At 65.0% G+C, this 14,103-nt stretch carries 13 protein-coding genes; 8 read left to right on the top strand and 5 right to left on the bottom strand.

Going from position 1 to position 14,103, the window contains the following annotated elements; all coding sequences use genetic code 11:
- The first annotated feature begins 183 nt into the window (after nt 1–183).
- Both rpmI and rplT read left to right on the top strand, forming a co-directional pair.
- Nucleotides 184–384: a 50S ribosomal protein L35 gene (rpmI, locus tag IVA75_RS11595; RefSeq protein ID WP_007598540.1), complete on the top strand. Its 201-nt coding sequence runs from the start codon at nt 184–186 to the stop codon at nt 382–384.
- Nucleotides 385–465: 81 nt separating this feature from the next.
- Entirely contained in the window at nt 466–825 is a 360-nt protein-coding gene (gene rplT / locus IVA75_RS11590; protein ID WP_007598538.1) for a 50S ribosomal protein L20, read from the top strand.
- Between the two features lie 11 nt (nt 826–836).
- On the opposite strand, the gene IVA75_RS11585 is transcribed toward rplT, so the two are convergent.
- On the bottom strand, nt 837–1,247 hold the full coding sequence (locus IVA75_RS11585; protein WP_247285075.1) for a hypothetical protein: 411 nt from the start codon (nt 1,245–1,247) through the stop codon (nt 837–839).
- Nucleotides 1,248–1,397: 150 nt separating this feature from the next.
- Between IVA75_RS11585 and pheS the strand changes: the two genes are divergently transcribed.
- The 3 genes from pheS to IVA75_RS11570 are packed head-to-tail and all read left to right on the top strand — an operon-like array spanning nt 1,398 to nt 5,678.
- Nucleotides 1,398–2,480 carry a phenylalanine--tRNA ligase subunit alpha gene (pheS, locus tag IVA75_RS11580; RefSeq protein ID WP_027566195.1) on the top strand — a complete coding sequence of 361 codons (1,083 nt, stop codon included), beginning with the start codon at nt 1,398–1,400 and terminating at the stop codon, nt 2,478–2,480.
- Nucleotides 2,477–4,885: a phenylalanine--tRNA ligase subunit beta gene (gene pheT / locus IVA75_RS11575; protein ID WP_247285074.1), complete on the top strand. Its 2,409-nt coding sequence runs from the start codon at nt 2,477–2,479 to the stop codon at nt 4,883–4,885. The genes pheS and pheT overlap by 4 nt, the downstream gene beginning before the upstream one ends.
- A gap of 22 nt (nt 4,886–4,907) precedes the next feature.
- Complete coding sequence (locus IVA75_RS11570) at nt 4,908–5,678, top strand: sulfite exporter TauE/SafE family protein (RefSeq protein WP_247285073.1); 771 nt, start codon at nt 4,908–4,910, stop codon at nt 5,676–5,678.
- Between the two features lie 136 nt (nt 5,679–5,814).
- On the opposite strand, the gene IVA75_RS11565 is transcribed toward IVA75_RS11570, so the two are convergent.
- Entirely contained in the window at nt 5,815–7,206 is a 1,392-nt protein-coding gene (locus IVA75_RS11565; protein ID WP_247285072.1) for an FAD-dependent oxidoreductase, read from the bottom strand.
- Between the two features lie 192 nt (nt 7,207–7,398).
- On the opposite strand from IVA75_RS11565, the gene IVA75_RS11560 reads away from it, so the two are divergent.
- A complete protein-coding gene (locus IVA75_RS11560; protein ID WP_247285071.1) occupies nt 7,399–8,367 on the top strand; it encodes a YiiX/YebB-like N1pC/P60 family cysteine hydrolase in 969 nt (322 codons plus the stop codon).
- Between the two features lie 106 nt (nt 8,368–8,473).
- On the opposite strand, the gene IVA75_RS11555 is transcribed toward IVA75_RS11560, so the two are convergent.
- Complete coding sequence (locus IVA75_RS11555; protein ID WP_007598521.1) at nt 8,474–8,749, bottom strand: metal-sensitive transcriptional regulator; 276 nt, start codon at nt 8,747–8,749, stop codon at nt 8,474–8,476.
- Nucleotides 8,750–8,799: 50 nt separating this feature from the next.
- On the opposite strand from IVA75_RS11555, the gene IVA75_RS11550 reads away from it, so the two are divergent.
- A complete protein-coding gene (locus IVA75_RS11550; RefSeq protein WP_247285070.1) occupies nt 8,800–11,235 on the top strand; it encodes a heavy metal translocating P-type ATPase in 2,436 nt (811 codons plus the stop codon).
- A gap of 51 nt (nt 11,236–11,286) precedes the next feature.
- On the top strand, nt 11,287–11,733 hold the full coding sequence (gene nikR / locus IVA75_RS11545; protein ID WP_247285069.1) for a nickel-responsive transcriptional regulator NikR: 447 nt from the start codon (nt 11,287–11,289) through the stop codon (nt 11,731–11,733).
- Between the two features lie 190 nt (nt 11,734–11,923).
- Here the strand turns inward: nikR and IVA75_RS11540 are convergent, their stop codons facing one another.
- Together IVA75_RS11540 and IVA75_RS11535 are read right to left on the bottom strand one after the other, a co-directional pair.
- Nucleotides 11,924–12,868 carry a hydroxymethylglutaryl-CoA lyase gene (locus IVA75_RS11540; RefSeq protein WP_247285068.1) on the bottom strand — a complete coding sequence of 315 codons (945 nt, stop codon included), beginning with the start codon at nt 12,866–12,868 and terminating at the stop codon, nt 11,924–11,926.
- Nucleotides 12,865–14,052 carry a CoA transferase gene (locus IVA75_RS11535; RefSeq protein WP_247285067.1) on the bottom strand — a complete coding sequence of 396 codons (1,188 nt, stop codon included), beginning with the start codon at nt 14,050–14,052 and terminating at the stop codon, nt 12,865–12,867. The genes IVA75_RS11540 and IVA75_RS11535 overlap by 4 nt, the downstream gene beginning before the upstream one ends.
- Nucleotides 14,053–14,103 lie beyond the last annotated feature (51 nt).

The following is a 14,103-nucleotide window of genomic DNA, read 5'->3' as shown; positions in this document are numbered from 1 at the left end:
CAATTCGCCCGTCCTCTGTCATAAGCCCAGCCTTCATTGCCCGGCTGATTAAGGGCTGCCGTGGCGGTGTCCGTGCGGGTTTCGCGCTTGTTCGTAAAACCTGAGCACAATCAACGCTCTAACGAGCATTTTGACGGCCAGCCGCCTTCGCGGGCGGATTTCTATGGCCATTAGGAGAGCCAAATGCCCAAGCTGAAGACCAAATCGGGCGCTAAAAAGCGCTTCAAGGTGACTGCCACCGGCAAAGTGATGTTCGCTCATCGCAGCAAGCGTCACGGCATGATCAAGCGGACGAAGAAGCAGATCCGTCAGCTGCGCGGCACCGCCGTGCTGTTCAAGACCGACGGCGACAACGTCAAGAAGTACTTCTTGCCGAACGCCTGATCGCGTCGACGATCATTGCCACCCGCGCCGCAGCTTTCGCGGCGATCCGAACATCAAGTCATCTTTCGAAGGATATTTGTCATGGCTCGCGTCAAACGCGGTGTGACCGCCCACGCCAAGCACAAGAAAGTCTACAAGGCCGCCAAGGGTTTCCGCGGCCGCCGCAAGAACACGATCCGCACCGCCAAGCCGGCGGTCGAGAAGGCTCTCGTGTATGCCTTCCGTGATCGCAAGCGCAAGAAGCGGACGTTCCGCGCGCTCTGGATCCAGCGCATCAACGCTGCCGTGCGTCCGTTCGGCCTGACCTACAGCCGCTTTATCGACGGCATGGCCAAGTCCGGGATCACCGTGGATCGCAAGGTGCTGTCGGATCTCGCGATCAACGAGCCGGCGTCGTTCCAGGCAATCGCCGAGAAGGCCAAAGCCGCTCTGGCGGCCTGAGCACGCCCGCGCTAACGGCCGGCTCCGCCGGCTTTCAGCGCGCGTTGCGAGTAGCGCTGGGCGATCGCCGCCCGGCAGAATGCTGTGAACGACAGATACATGGTGCCGGATTTATTCCGGTACTTCCGGTCGCACACGCGCAGCTCGCGTTGGTAAGCCCGTTTCCGCGCAATGTTGAGGCCGGGCATGAAGTCTGCCTCGCATTTCTTCTCGACGGCGGTGCCGAGCTGGACATCGCCGCTCGCGGTCAGTTGGCAATCCTGAAACACCTTCATCGCGCTTTCGCAGCCCTTCTGGGCAGCGATGCTGTCGACGACCTCGTCCAGCGTCATGGACTTCTCCATGCAGACCATGGCGCGCGCCGGGGTGCTCGCGACCAAGAGAACGACGGCGAGAGCAGCCAGACCGGATCTTGAGAGCATCGCGAAAGCCTCCTCGTATCCCCCTTGGTGCCAGCCTCCCGCGCGAGGTTCAACCCAGCCGCTCGTCAGCCCGAATGACCGGCTTTTCGCTTGACGTTACGGCCTTCGGGCGGCGACAACCCAGCCGAATTTGGCAGCAGGGATTTGACCGTGTCCGACCTCGCAATGCTCGAAACATCCATCCTCGACCAGATCGCCGCCGCCGGCGACGAGGCCGCCCTCGAAGCGGTGCGCGTCGCTGCCCTCGGCAAAAAGGGTTCGATCTCCGCGCTGCTTGCCACGCTCGGAAAAATGTCGCCGGACGAGCGCAAGACCCAGGGCGCTGCGATCAACCAGGCCAAGGACAATGTCACCGAGGCACTCGCCGCGCGGCGCGACGTCTTGAAATCGGCGGCGCTCGACGCGCGGCTTGCGTCGGAAACCATCGACGTCACCCTGCCGCTGCGCGATGCGCCGGCCGAGGCCGGCCGCATCCATCCGCTGAGCCAGGTCTGGGACGAGCTGACCACGATCTTTGCCGACATGGGATTCTCGGTCGCCGAAGGCCCCGATATCGAGACCGACGACTACAACTTCACCAAGCTGAATTTTCCGGAAGGCCATCCCGCGCGCGAGATGCACGACACCTTCTTCTTCCATCCGAAGGAGGACGGCTCCCGCATGCTGTTGCGAACCCACACCTCGCCGGTGCAGGTGCGCACCATGCTGAGCCAGAAGCCGCCGATCCGCGTGATCTGCCCGGGCCGCACCTATCGCATCGATTCCGATGCGACCCACACGCCGCAATTCCATCAGGTCGAAGGCCTCGTCATCGACAAGCACTCCCATCTCGGCCACCTCAAATGGATCCTGCACGAGTTCTGCAAGGCGTTCTTCGAGGTCGATCACATCAACATGCGCTTCCGGCCCTCGTTTTTCCCGTTCACCGAACCGTCGCTGGAAGTCGACATCCAGTGCCGCCGCGACAAAGGCGAGATCCGCTTCGGCGAGGGCGAGGACTGGCTCGAGATTCTCGGCTGCGGCATGGTGCATCCGAACGTGCTGCGCGCCTGCGGTATCGATCCCGACGAGTACCAGGGCTTCGCCTGGGGTATGGGCATCGACCGCATCGCCATGCTGAAATACGGCATCGCCGATTTGCGCCAGCTGTTCGACAGCGACGTCCGCTGGCTGTCCCATTACGGCTTCAAGCCGCTGGAAGTACCGACGCTCGCGGGAGGGCTGAGCTCGTGAAATTCACCCTCTCCTGGCTGAAGGAACATCTCGACACCGACGAGCCCTTGGACAAGCTCGCCGAGAAGCTCACCATGATCGGACTCGAGGTCGAGAACATCGAGGACAAGGCGAAGGCGCTGAAGCCTTTCACCATCGCGAAGGTGATATCCGCCGAGCAGCATCCGAATGCCGATCGGCTGCGCGTCTGCATGGTCGACACCGGCGACGGTGGCGCGCCGGTGCAGGTCGTGTGCGGCGCGCCGAATGCGCGTGCGGGGCTCGTCAGCGTGTTTTCGCCGCCCGGCACCTACATTCCCGGCAAGGACATCACGCTCGGTGTCGGCACCATCCGCGGCGTCGAGAGCCGCGGCATGCTGTGCTCGGCGGCCGAACTGCAGATTTCCAACGACCATGACGGCATCATGGAATTGCCCGCGGATGCGCCGATCGGCGCTGCTTACGCCGCATGGGCGGGCCTCGGCGATCCCGTGGTCGAGATCAATCTGACGCCAAACCGGCAGGACTGCACCGGCGTGCATGGTATCGCGCGCGATCTTGCCGCCGCCGACATGGGCAAGTTCAAGGACCCCACCATCAAGCCGATCAAGGGCGAATTCCCGTGCCCGGTGAAGGTCACGGTCGAGGACGCGACGCTGTGCCCGGGTTTTGCGCTTCGTCTCGTCCGTGGCGTGAAGAACGGACCGTCGCCGGAATGGCTGCAGAAGCGGCTGACCGCGATCGGCCTGCGCCCGATCAACGCGCTGGTCGACATCACCAACTTCATGACTTACGACCGCGCGCGGCCGCTGCACGTGTTCGACGCGAAGAAGGTGAAGGGCAATCTCGTGGTGCGCCGCGCGCGTGACGGCGAGACGCTGCTCGCGCTCGACGGCCGCAGCTACAATCTCGATCCCGCGATTTGCGTGATCGCGGACGAGCACGGCGTCGAATCGCTCGCCGGCATCATGGGCGGCGAGGCCTCGGGCTGCGACGAGACCACCACGGACGTGCTGATTGAATCGGCGCTCTGGAACGAGATCAACATCGCCCAGACGGGGCGCAAGCTCGGCATCAATTCGGATGCGCGTTACCGATTCGAGCGCGGTGTCGATCCGGCCTTCATGGTGCCGGGGCTGGAGCTCGCGACGAAACTGGTGATGGAGATGTGCGGCGGCACGCCGTCGGAGAACGTCGTTGTCGGCAAGACCTTCGGCGACGACCGCGTGATCGATTTTCCGGTCACCGAGGTCAAGCGGCTCTCGGGCATCGAAGTGCCGATGCCGGAGATGAAGCGCATCCTGACCCATCTCGGCTTCATGATGGCGGGCCCGGGCCCGGTCGTGAAGGTCGCGGTGCCGTCGTGGCGCACCGACGTGCACGGCAAGGCCGACATCGTCGAGGAAGTCGTCCGCATCCACGGCGTCGACAAGGTGCCGATGACGCCGTTCGAGCGCGGCGAGGACGCACGCAAACCCGTGCTGACCCCGCTCCAGCTCCGCACCCGCCGCGCCAGGCGCGCGCTGGCGAGCCGCGGTATCATCGAAGCGGTGACCTGGTCATTCATCACCAAGTCCGCCGCAAAGCTGTTCGGCGGCGGCCAGCGCGAACTCGAGGTCGCCAACCCGATCGCGTCGGATTTGTCCGACATGCGCCCGACCCTGTTGGCGGGCCTGATCGCGGCGGCGCAGGCCAATGCCGATCGCGGCTTTGGCGATGTCGCGCTGTTCGAGGTCGGGCAGGTGTTTAAGGGCGATCGGCCGCAGGATCAGTTCATGGCGGCAAGCGGCGCCCGCCGCGGCTTTGCGTCGTCGCAAGGTCTGGGACGGCATTGGTCGGGTTCGGCGCAGGCTGACTTATTCGACGCCAAGGCCGATGCGCTCGCGGTGCTCGCCGCCGCAGGGGCACCGATGCAGGCGCTTCAGATCGTCGCGGGCGGCCCGTCCTGGCTGCATCCCGGGCGATCCGGTACGATCCAGATCGGGCCGCAGAACGTGCTGGGTTATTTCGGAGAGATGCATCCGCGCGCACTCGAGGCGCTCGGTGCCGGCGGCCCGCTGATGGTATTCGAGGTGATCCTCGACCGCATCCCCGAGGCGAAGAAGAAGCCGACCCGTGCCAAGCCCGTGATCGAGCTGTCGGCATTCCAGCCGGTCTCACGCGATTTCGCCTTCATCGTCGATCGCACCGTGAAGAGCGGCGATATCGTGCGCGCGGCTCAGGGCGTCGACAAGAAGCTGATCACCGCCGTGAACGTGTTCGACGTCTACGAAGGCAAGGGCATCGACGATGGCAAAAAGTCGATCGCCATCGCGGTAACGATCCAGCCGCGCGAAAAGACCCTGACCGACCAGGAGATCGAGGCCGTCGCCGCGAAGATCGTGGCGGAGGTGACGAAGAAGACCGGCGGCACTTTGAGAGCATGATCATGCTCGAGAAATCTAGAGCATGAGTCTCACTGACTTTCTTCCAAAGGACGTCAGCCTCACCGTTGCGATGGCGCTCTGCGCCGTCGCTTTCGTTTCAGGCACCGCGCGCGGCTTCTCGGGCTTCGGCTCGGCCCTGATCTTCATGCCGCTGGCGAGCAGCATCGCGGCGCCGCGTCTGGTTGCCGCACTGCTCCTCGTGATCGACTTCGTCGCGGCCGCGCCGCTGCTGCCCGACGCCTGGCGCAAGGCCGACCGCAAGGCCACCGCCGTGATCGTGCTGGGCGCGCTGGTCGGCGTCCCCGTCGGCACCTATTTCCTCAGCGTGCTCGAACCCGTCACGACGAGATGGATCATCTCCTGCTTCGTCGCCGCGCTGCTGCTTCTGTTGCTGTCGGGCTGGCGCTATCGCGGCAAGGACCACGCTTGGCTTTCGGTCGGCATCGGCAGCCTCTCCGGCTTCTGCAGCGGCCTCGCCCAGACCGGAGGCCCGCCGATCGTCGGCTACTGGCTCGGCCGTCCCATCGCCCCGATCGTCGCGCGCGCCAACATCCTGCTGTTTTTCGGCGCGTCGGACTTCTTCTCGATGATCAGTTACGCGACCACCGGCCTGATCAGCCGCGAATCGCTCGTGCTCTCGCTCATCGTCGGGCCGGTCTATGCGATCGGCGTCGCCTTTGGCGCGTCGCTGTTCGGCCGTGCCAGCGAGAAAGTGTTTCGCGCCATTTGCTACGCGCTGATCGCGATAGCCGTGATTGCGGGACTGCCGCTGCTGGATGGGATTTTGCGGTAAACCATCCCTTGTCGTCCTGGCGAAAGCCAGGACCCATTACTCCGGTCAGCTTTTATAACCCCAAATCTTCGCCAAACCACTTCCCGGGGTAATGGGTCCTGGATCTGCGCTGCGCTTGTCCAAGACGACGACTGAATTAATTGGGCCGCGGCGCTCTGCGCTTCTTCGTCGACTGCGTCGGGACATCGGTCGGCTCATCCTTCAGCGCACCGATTTTGCGCAAGGCTGCGTCCGCGGCCCGCTCGCCGCTTTCCCAGGCGCCGTCGACGGTGCCCCACAGCGTCTCGTGCGTGGCTTCGCCGGCGAGGAACATGTTGCCGATCGGCTCGGCAAGGATTCTTCGCGAGAGCTGACCGCCGGGCGAGGCCGCCGACATCGCACCCATCACGAACGGCGAGGCGTTCCAGCGCGTCACGCTGGCTTTCTGCACGGCGGCGGCGACCTCGCTGCCGAACAGCTTCGTGATCCATTCTCTGGCGAAGGCCGTCATCGCCTTCTCGCCTTGCTGGGTGAGGTCGCGGCCGAACGAGCCGCCGACATCGATCGAACATAGCGAGGAACCGCCGATATTGGCGATCATCAGCGCCGTGCGCGTCGAATTGCTCTGCTCGATCAGGATGTCGTCGCGCGACAGGCCGAGCGGATTGCCCGGTAGCTGCAGCACGATGTGATCATAACTTCCGAGCGTGAGCTTCGAGGCGGCATCGAGCGTACGCTTGGGAATGTCAGGCCCAAACTTGATCGCGCCCGAAATCAGCACATTGGTCGAGACCGTGATGATGGCGGCGCGTGCGGTGATCCTGCCGGCCTGTGTCTCCACGCTGACGTCGCGATTGCTCCAGACGATCCGACTCGCCGGCGTCGATAGCGCGACCGGCGCCTGCTCACCGAGTTTGGTGATCAGGGTCCCCAGGCCCTGGCGGCAGGCGATCGCGGCGTTGCGATCCTGTGCCCGCGCCTTGTCGATCGCAGACAACTCCTTCAGGTCCTTGCCGGCGAAGCTCGCGCCCAGCATGAACTCGGCCGCGCCGGCCCAATCGCCGAGATCCTTCGGCAGCACCGAGGCGCAGGCGGTATCGAGCTTGCCGCGCGCGGCCTCGTCGATGGCGCGGTTGGCGCGCACCAGCGCCGCCAGGAATTCCTCGGTCTCGCCGGCGCGTGCGTTGCGGCGGCCGATGCGCATCTTCTGGCCTGACGGCGCCGGCAGAACGTCGTGCCCGGCGCTGCGCGCCAGCCGGATCATCGGATTGGTGTCGGGATTGTGCATCCAGCGCGCGCCGCGATCGAACGGCGTGTCGAAGGTGGTCGTATCCGTGATGCAGCGGCCGCCGATCTGCGACGCAGCTTCCACCACTACGACCTTGCGATTGGCCGCCATGATGCGCCGCGCCGCGGCAATTCCGGCCGCGCCCGCACCGATCACGACGATGTCAGCCTCCCGCGGCAGGGTTGCGGCGGTTGCGCGCAGGACCGGCGTCGCGGCAAGGCCCGCCGATGCCGATAGGAAGCTGCGGCGCGTGATTGTCATGGCATGGTTTCCGGAGACTTGCAGCAAACGGGAACAGCTAGCGAACCTTGCCGTATCTGATGTTGCGCGGCAACCATCATGGTGAATCAATCGTGCTTGATGTCACAGAGCGATGAACCGAATTGCAACACGTTCAGACCATGGTAGAGAAGAGAAAAAGACGGCCGGAAAAGGCCGTGGGGGAGTTTTGAAATGGGGACGGTCCTTGATTCAGTCGGCAAGCTGATTGCCGCGTACCTCTCGAAGGAGGTGCCGGGCTATGAGCCGTTCACGCCGAGCGACCCCGAGCATCTGCGCGGCGTCATCGAGCCGGGCGACGTGCTGCTGGTCGAGGGCAACAACCGCATCTCGGGCATCATCAAATATCTGACGCAGTCGACCTGGTCCCACGGCGCACTCTATGTCGGCCCGATCGAGGGCGCGGAAGAGCCCGACGGCGAGCCGCACGTGCTGATCGAGGCCAATATCGGCGAAGGCGTCACCTCCGCGCCGCTGTCGAAATATTTCCCCTATCACACCCGCGTCTGCCGCCCGGTCGGGCTGTCCTATGAGGACCGCACCACGGTCTGCCGCTATGCGATCAACCGCATCGGCTTCGGCTACGACACCAAGAACATCGTCGACCTGATGCGCTTTCTGTTTCCGCTGCCGATCCCGCAGCGCTGGCGGCGCCGCATGATCTCGATCGGCTCGGGCGATCCCACCAAGATCATCTGCTCGGCCCTGATCGCGCAGGCGTTCGACGCCGTGCGTTACCCGATCCTGCCCAAGATCACCAAGGCCGGCAGCCGTGCTGCCCGCCGCGAGATCCTGCACATCCGCGATTCCTCGCTCTACATGCCCCGCGACTTCGACATCTCGCCCTATTTCGAAGTCGTCAAACCCACCATCGTGCACGGCTTCGACTACACCGCCTTGCACTGGGCCGACAAGCAGAAGCCGCTCGAGGAGGTAGCCGGCACCTTCGGAGTGTTTCCAGAAACGTTCAGTGCGCCGCCGCTCGTTCCTGAAGCGATTGACGAAGAGGCGCCGGTTCCGGCTGAAAAAGTGATGCGTGAGGCGGCCGCGGAGATGAGCGTTGCCTTCTCCGAGCATTTTGTGCTGCTGAACGATCTCGCAAAGTACCGCGCGCAAGGATACGCGTTGGAGATGGCGGCGTAGCCGTCCCTCCAACATCGTCATTGCGAGCGCAGCAAAGCAATCCAGACCGTCTCTGCCCGAACAGTCTGGATTGCTTCGTCGCTACGCTCCTCGCAATGACGGCGACCTACCGCTCCGCCCGCCCAATCACCGCCATCAGCTCCGCGATCTTCTCGCGCTGATCGGCCTTGTCGCCGCTCGCGATCGCATGCTCGACGCAATGGGCGACGTGATCTTTCAAAACCTCTTCCTCTACCCGGCGCAGCGCGGCGCGCACCGCCGAGATCTGCGTGACGATGTCGATGCAATAGCGGTCTTCCTCGACCATTTTCGAGAGGCCGCGAACCTGCCCCTCGATCCGGCCGAGACGTTTTCCGACGGATGCCTTGATGTCCTTGCGCATGCGGACTATATACCCCCCTAGGGTATAACTTGCAAGGCCGGAGCGTGGAAATGAACGACGCCGAACACGAACACCATCACAAGCCGGAAACACATTCCGGATGCGGCTGTTCCAGTAAAGTTGCCCCGGTCGACAAGCCCGCCGCTGCCTCCTGCTGCGGCGCGCACGGCGATCACGCGCATGACCACGGCGCCGCGGCAAAAGTCCGCGATCCCGTCTGCGGCATGACCGTCGATCCTGCGACGTCCAAGCACCGCTTCGACCATCACGGCGCGACCTTCCATTTCTGCTCGGCCGGCTGCCGCACCAAATTCGCCGAGGATCCCGCAAAGTACCTCGCCAAGGACAAGACGCCCGAGCCCGAGATGCCGGCGGGCACGATCTACACCTGCCCGATGCATCCGCAGATCCGCCAGGCCGGGCCCGGAAGCTGTCCGATCTGCGGCATGGCGCTGGAGCCGGAAGTGGCGAGCCTGGAGACCGGCCCCAATCCCGAGCTTGCCGACATGACGCGGCGGTTCTGGATCGGCGGCGCGCTGGCTTTGCCGGCAGTGGTGCTGGAGATGGGCGGCCATCTCGCGGGCCCGCACAACTGGATCGATGCGACGCTGTCGAACTGGATCCAGCTCGTCTTCGCCACGCCTGTGGTGCTGTGGGCCGGTTGGCCGTTCTTCGTCCGCGGCTGGCAGTCGCTGCTGACGCGCAACCTCAACATGTTCACGCTGATCGCGATGGGCACGGGCGTTGCCTATGTCTACAGCCTGATCGGCACCATCGCGCCGCAGATTTTTCCGGCCACCTTCCGCGGCCATGAAGGCGCGGTCGCGGTTTATTTTGAGGCCGCGGCGGTCATCACCGTGCTGGTGCTGCTCGGGCAGGTGCTGGAGCTGCGCGCACGCGACGCGACCTCGGGTGCGATCAAGGCGCTGCTGCAGCTCGCCCCGAAGACCGCGCGCCGCGTCGATGCTGACGGCAGCGAGCACGAGGTCGAGATCGACGCACTTCATGCCGGTGACCGCCTGCGCGTGCGTCCTGGCGAGAAAGTGCCGGTCGACGGCGTCATTCTGGATGGCCGTTCCTCGCTCGACGAGTCGCTCGTCACAGGCGAATCCATGCCGGTCACCAAGGAGACCGGCGCGAAGGTGATCGCGGGCACGCTCAACCAGTCCGGCAGCTTCATCATGCGCGCGGACAAGGTCGGGCGTGAGACGCTGCTGTCGCAGATCGTGCAGATGGTCGCGGACGCACAGCGCTCGCGGGCGCCGATCCAGCGCCTCGCCGACCAGGTCGCGGGCTGGTTCGTGCCGACGGTGATTGCGGTCGCGGTCGCTGCCTTCGCGGCCTGGGCCTGGTTCGGGCCGGAGCCGCGGCTGGCCTTCGGCCTCGTCGCCGCCGTCAGCGTGCTGATCATCGCCTGCCCCTGCGCGCTTGGCCTGGCGACCCCGATGTCGATCATGGTCGGCGTCGGCCGCGGCGCGCAAGCAGGCGTCCTGATCAAGAACGCCGAGGCGCTGGAGCGGATGGAGAAGATCGACACGCTGGTGGTCGACAAGACCGGCACGCTGACCGAGGGCAAGCCGAAGGTGGTCGCGATCGTGCCGGCCGCCGGTTTTGCGGAAGACGACATCCTCCGCATGGCCGCCAGCGTCGAGCGCGCCAGCGAGCATCCTCTGGCCGACGCGATCATGCGCGCGGCGAAGGAGAAGCAGCTCGCGCTGGGCCAGGTCGAGCAATTCGATTCGCCGACCGGCAAGGGCGCGACCGGCAAGGTCGATGGCAAAACCATCGTGCTCGGCAATGCCCGGTATCTGACGTCGATCGGCGTCGACACCAAAACCCTCGATGGCGAGGCCGAACGGCTGCGCGGCGATGGCGCGACCGTGATCAACATGGCCGTCGACGGCCGGCTTGCCGGCCTGTTCGCGATCGCCGATCCGGTCAAGGCTTCGACCCCGGAGGCGCTGAAGGCACTGGCGGCCGAGGGCATCAAGGTCATCATGCTGACCGGCGACAACCGCACCACGGCGGAAGCCGTGGCGCGCAGGCTCGGCATCGCCGATGTCGAGGCCGAGGTGCTGCCGGACCAGAAGAGCGCGGTGGTGACGAAGCTGCAGAAGGCCGGCCGCAGCGTCGCGATGGCCGGTGACGGCGTCAACGACGCGCCGGCGCTGGCCGCTGCCGAAGTCGGCATCGCCATGGGCACCGGCACTGATGTGGCGATGGAGAGCGCCGGCGTCACGCTGCTGAAGGGCGATCTCACCGGCATCGTGCGGGCGCGAAAACTGTCGCAGGCGACGATGAGCAACATCCGGCAAAACCTGTTCTTCGCCTTCATCTACAACGCCGCAGGCATTCCGATCGCGGCCGGCATCCTCTATCCAACTTTCGGCGTGCTGCTGTCGCCGATCATCGCCGCGGCCGCGATGGCGCTGTCCTCGGTCAGCGTGGTCGGGAACGCGCTGCGGCTGCGGGCAACGCGGCTGTGAGCGTCGCGGAATCCGTGTAAAATGGCATCGAGCGCGGGAGGGAGCATCTTGATGCAGCGAATTACGATCACGATCGAAGACGATCTGCTGGCAGAGATCGACGCTGCGGCGGAAGCGCGCGGCTACCAGAACCGCTCCGAGATCATCCGCGATCTCGCGCGCGCCGGCTTGCAACAGAGCAGCGAGGACACCGCACAGGCCGGGCCCTGCGTCGCCGGTCTCGTCTATGTCTACGACCACGCCGCCCGCGATCTCTCAAAGCGCTTGGTGCAGGAATTCCATGGTCACCACGACCTCGCGCTGGCGACGCTGCACGTCCATCTCGACGACAACAATTGCATGGAGATGACGGCACTGCGCGGCGACGCCTCCGAGGTCAGACATTTCGCCGACCACATCATCGCCGAACGCGGCGTGCGTTATGGCCGTGTGGTGATGATTCCGACGGGGGACGGTAAGCAGGCGAAGGCGCGGAAGCAGGCGCACCGGCATGAGTAGATTTGCCGAATAGACGGTGCGTTCCCCTCTCCCCTTGTGGGAGAGGGTGGCTCGCCGCGAAGCGGCGAGACGGGTGAGGGGTATGTCTCCGCGACTACTCCTCTTCGAGTTCGCGGAGAGATCCCCTCATCCGGCGCTTCGCGCCACCTTCTCCACAAGGAGAGAAGGGAAGAGCATTCCGCTTGCGGATTTAAGCTGCCTTCGCATTCCCACCCGGCAACCCGGCCCGCGCGATGCCGCCATACAGCGTTTCGTTCGGCATCTCCTCGCGCAGGATCCTGCGCACCGTGATCAGTTTCTCCAAATCGATGCCGGTCGGAAAACCCTTGCTCTCGCACAGGAAGACGAGATCCTCGAACACGACATTGCCGGTCGCGCCGGGCGCGAAGGGGCAGCCGCCGAGGCCGCCGAGCGAGCCGTCGAGGATACGCGCGCCTTCGTCGAGCGCGGCGGCCGCGTTCGCGATGCCCATGCCGCGGGTGTCGTGGAGATGGATGCAGATCGGCTTCGACCCTGCAAGCTTCACCACGGCGCGCGTCAGCTCCGCCACCTGCTTCGGCCCGGCATAGCCGACGGTGTCGGCGATGCCGACGAAATCGACACCAGCCTCCAGGCATTTGTCGACCAGCCGCAGCACTTCCGCAGGGTCAACCGCCCCGGTGATCGAGCAGCCCAGCGCCATCGAGATCGCCGCGTTGACCAGCGGCTTGTGGCTGGTGGCATCGCGCAGCTCGCACAGGCGTTTCAGATTGGCGATGGCGGACTCGCGCGAGCGGTGCGCATTGGCCTGGCTGTGCTCTTCCGTTGCCGAGACCACCGAGGCGATCTCGCCGACGCCGGATTCCAGCGCCTCGTTGACGCCGCGCTCGTTGAGCGCAAGCGCGATGCCATGCGCGCCGGGCAATGAAGCGACGGTCGCGACGACATTACGAACATCGACGAATTGCGGAAACGTCTTTGCCGGCAGGAACGAGCCGACCTCGAAATGCCGCACGCCGGCGGCATACTCCTCGCGCACCCATCGCTGCTTGGCGTCGGTCGACGGAATTTTCTTCACGAGCTGGAGCCCGTCGCGCAGGCCGACTTCGCGCAGGCTGACGCGCTCTGCGGGGTAAATCTCCTGAATCCGGCTCATCCGCGCCTCCCTGTTGTTTTTGACGTGACGTCTCCCTTGTCGATCTCGGCGCGAACGGCGGCCGTGTCGGCGCCGAGCGGCGCGACCTTCAGGCCTTCGCCGATATGGCTGCCGTTCCATTCGATCGGCAGCGCCGGCACCCGGAACGGCTTGCCATCGGCGGTGACATTGTTGACGAGCCCACCCGGCCGTAACACATGCGGATCGGTGAAGAGATCCTCGGGCCGGTTGATCGGCGAGAAGCAGATGTTGAGCGCATCGAGCCTCTGCGACAGTCTTGCCACGTCCCATTGCCTGATGATCCCCGCGGCGCGGGGAATGATCCGCCCGCGCGCCAGGATGCGATCGGTCGTGGTGCGCAAGGCGGGATCATCGAGGAATTCAGTCAGGCCGAACTCGCGGCAAAAGCTCTGCCAATGGCCTTCAGTGACGACGCCGATGAAGATGCGCTCGCCGCCGGCGGTCTCGAAGATGTCGTAGATCGGCCAGGCATGCTCGCGCTCCGGCATCGAGCGCGGCTTGTTGCCGGTCATCTCGTATTCGACCATGTGCTGGGCAACCAGGAACAGGCAGTTCTCGAACAGGCCGATGCGAATGTCGGCGCCATCGCGTTTTCCACCGCGCTTCTGATAGAGCGCCGCGAGGATCGCGATCACGCCGAACATGCCGCCCATGATGTCGTTGGCGGACGAGCCGACGCGCTGCGGCTTTTCGCTGGTGCCGGTCATGGCGGCAAGGCCCGCCATCATCTGCACGACCTCGTCGAGCGCGGGGCGGTGCTCGTAGGGACCTGAGAGAAAACCCTTGTGGCCGGCGATGATCAGCTCCGGATGCCGGCGGCGCAGTTCGTCGGCGCCAAGCCCCTGCTTCTCGAGCTGGCCGTCGCGAAAATTCTCAAGGAACACGTCGGCCGTCGTCAGCAGCCGGTGCATGGTGTCGCGATCCTCAGGCTTCTCGAAATCCAGCACCACGCTGCGCTTGCCGCGGTTGAACAACGGGAAGAAGGCGGTGCCCATGCCTCCCAGGCTTCGGGTCTTGTCGCCCGCGGGCGGCTCGACCTTGATCACGTCAGCCCCGAGCTGCGCCAGGATCATGCCGCAGGTCGGGCCCATGACCATGTGGGTCATCTCGACGACGCGGACGCCTGCAAGCGGCAATCCGGCCGCCGATTCTTCCATCGCCATAAGAGCCTGTTCCTTTTCCCGGCTGGTTCCGCGTGCTGTCTGAAGCAACCG

Source organism: Bradyrhizobium sp. 134, from assembly GCF_023074155.1.
Classification (GTDB): domain Bacteria; phylum Pseudomonadota; class Alphaproteobacteria; order Rhizobiales; family Xanthobacteraceae; genus Bradyrhizobium.
The sequence above is the reverse complement of the archived record's forward strand: the minus strand, read 5'-3'. Positions and strand labels throughout refer to the sequence as shown.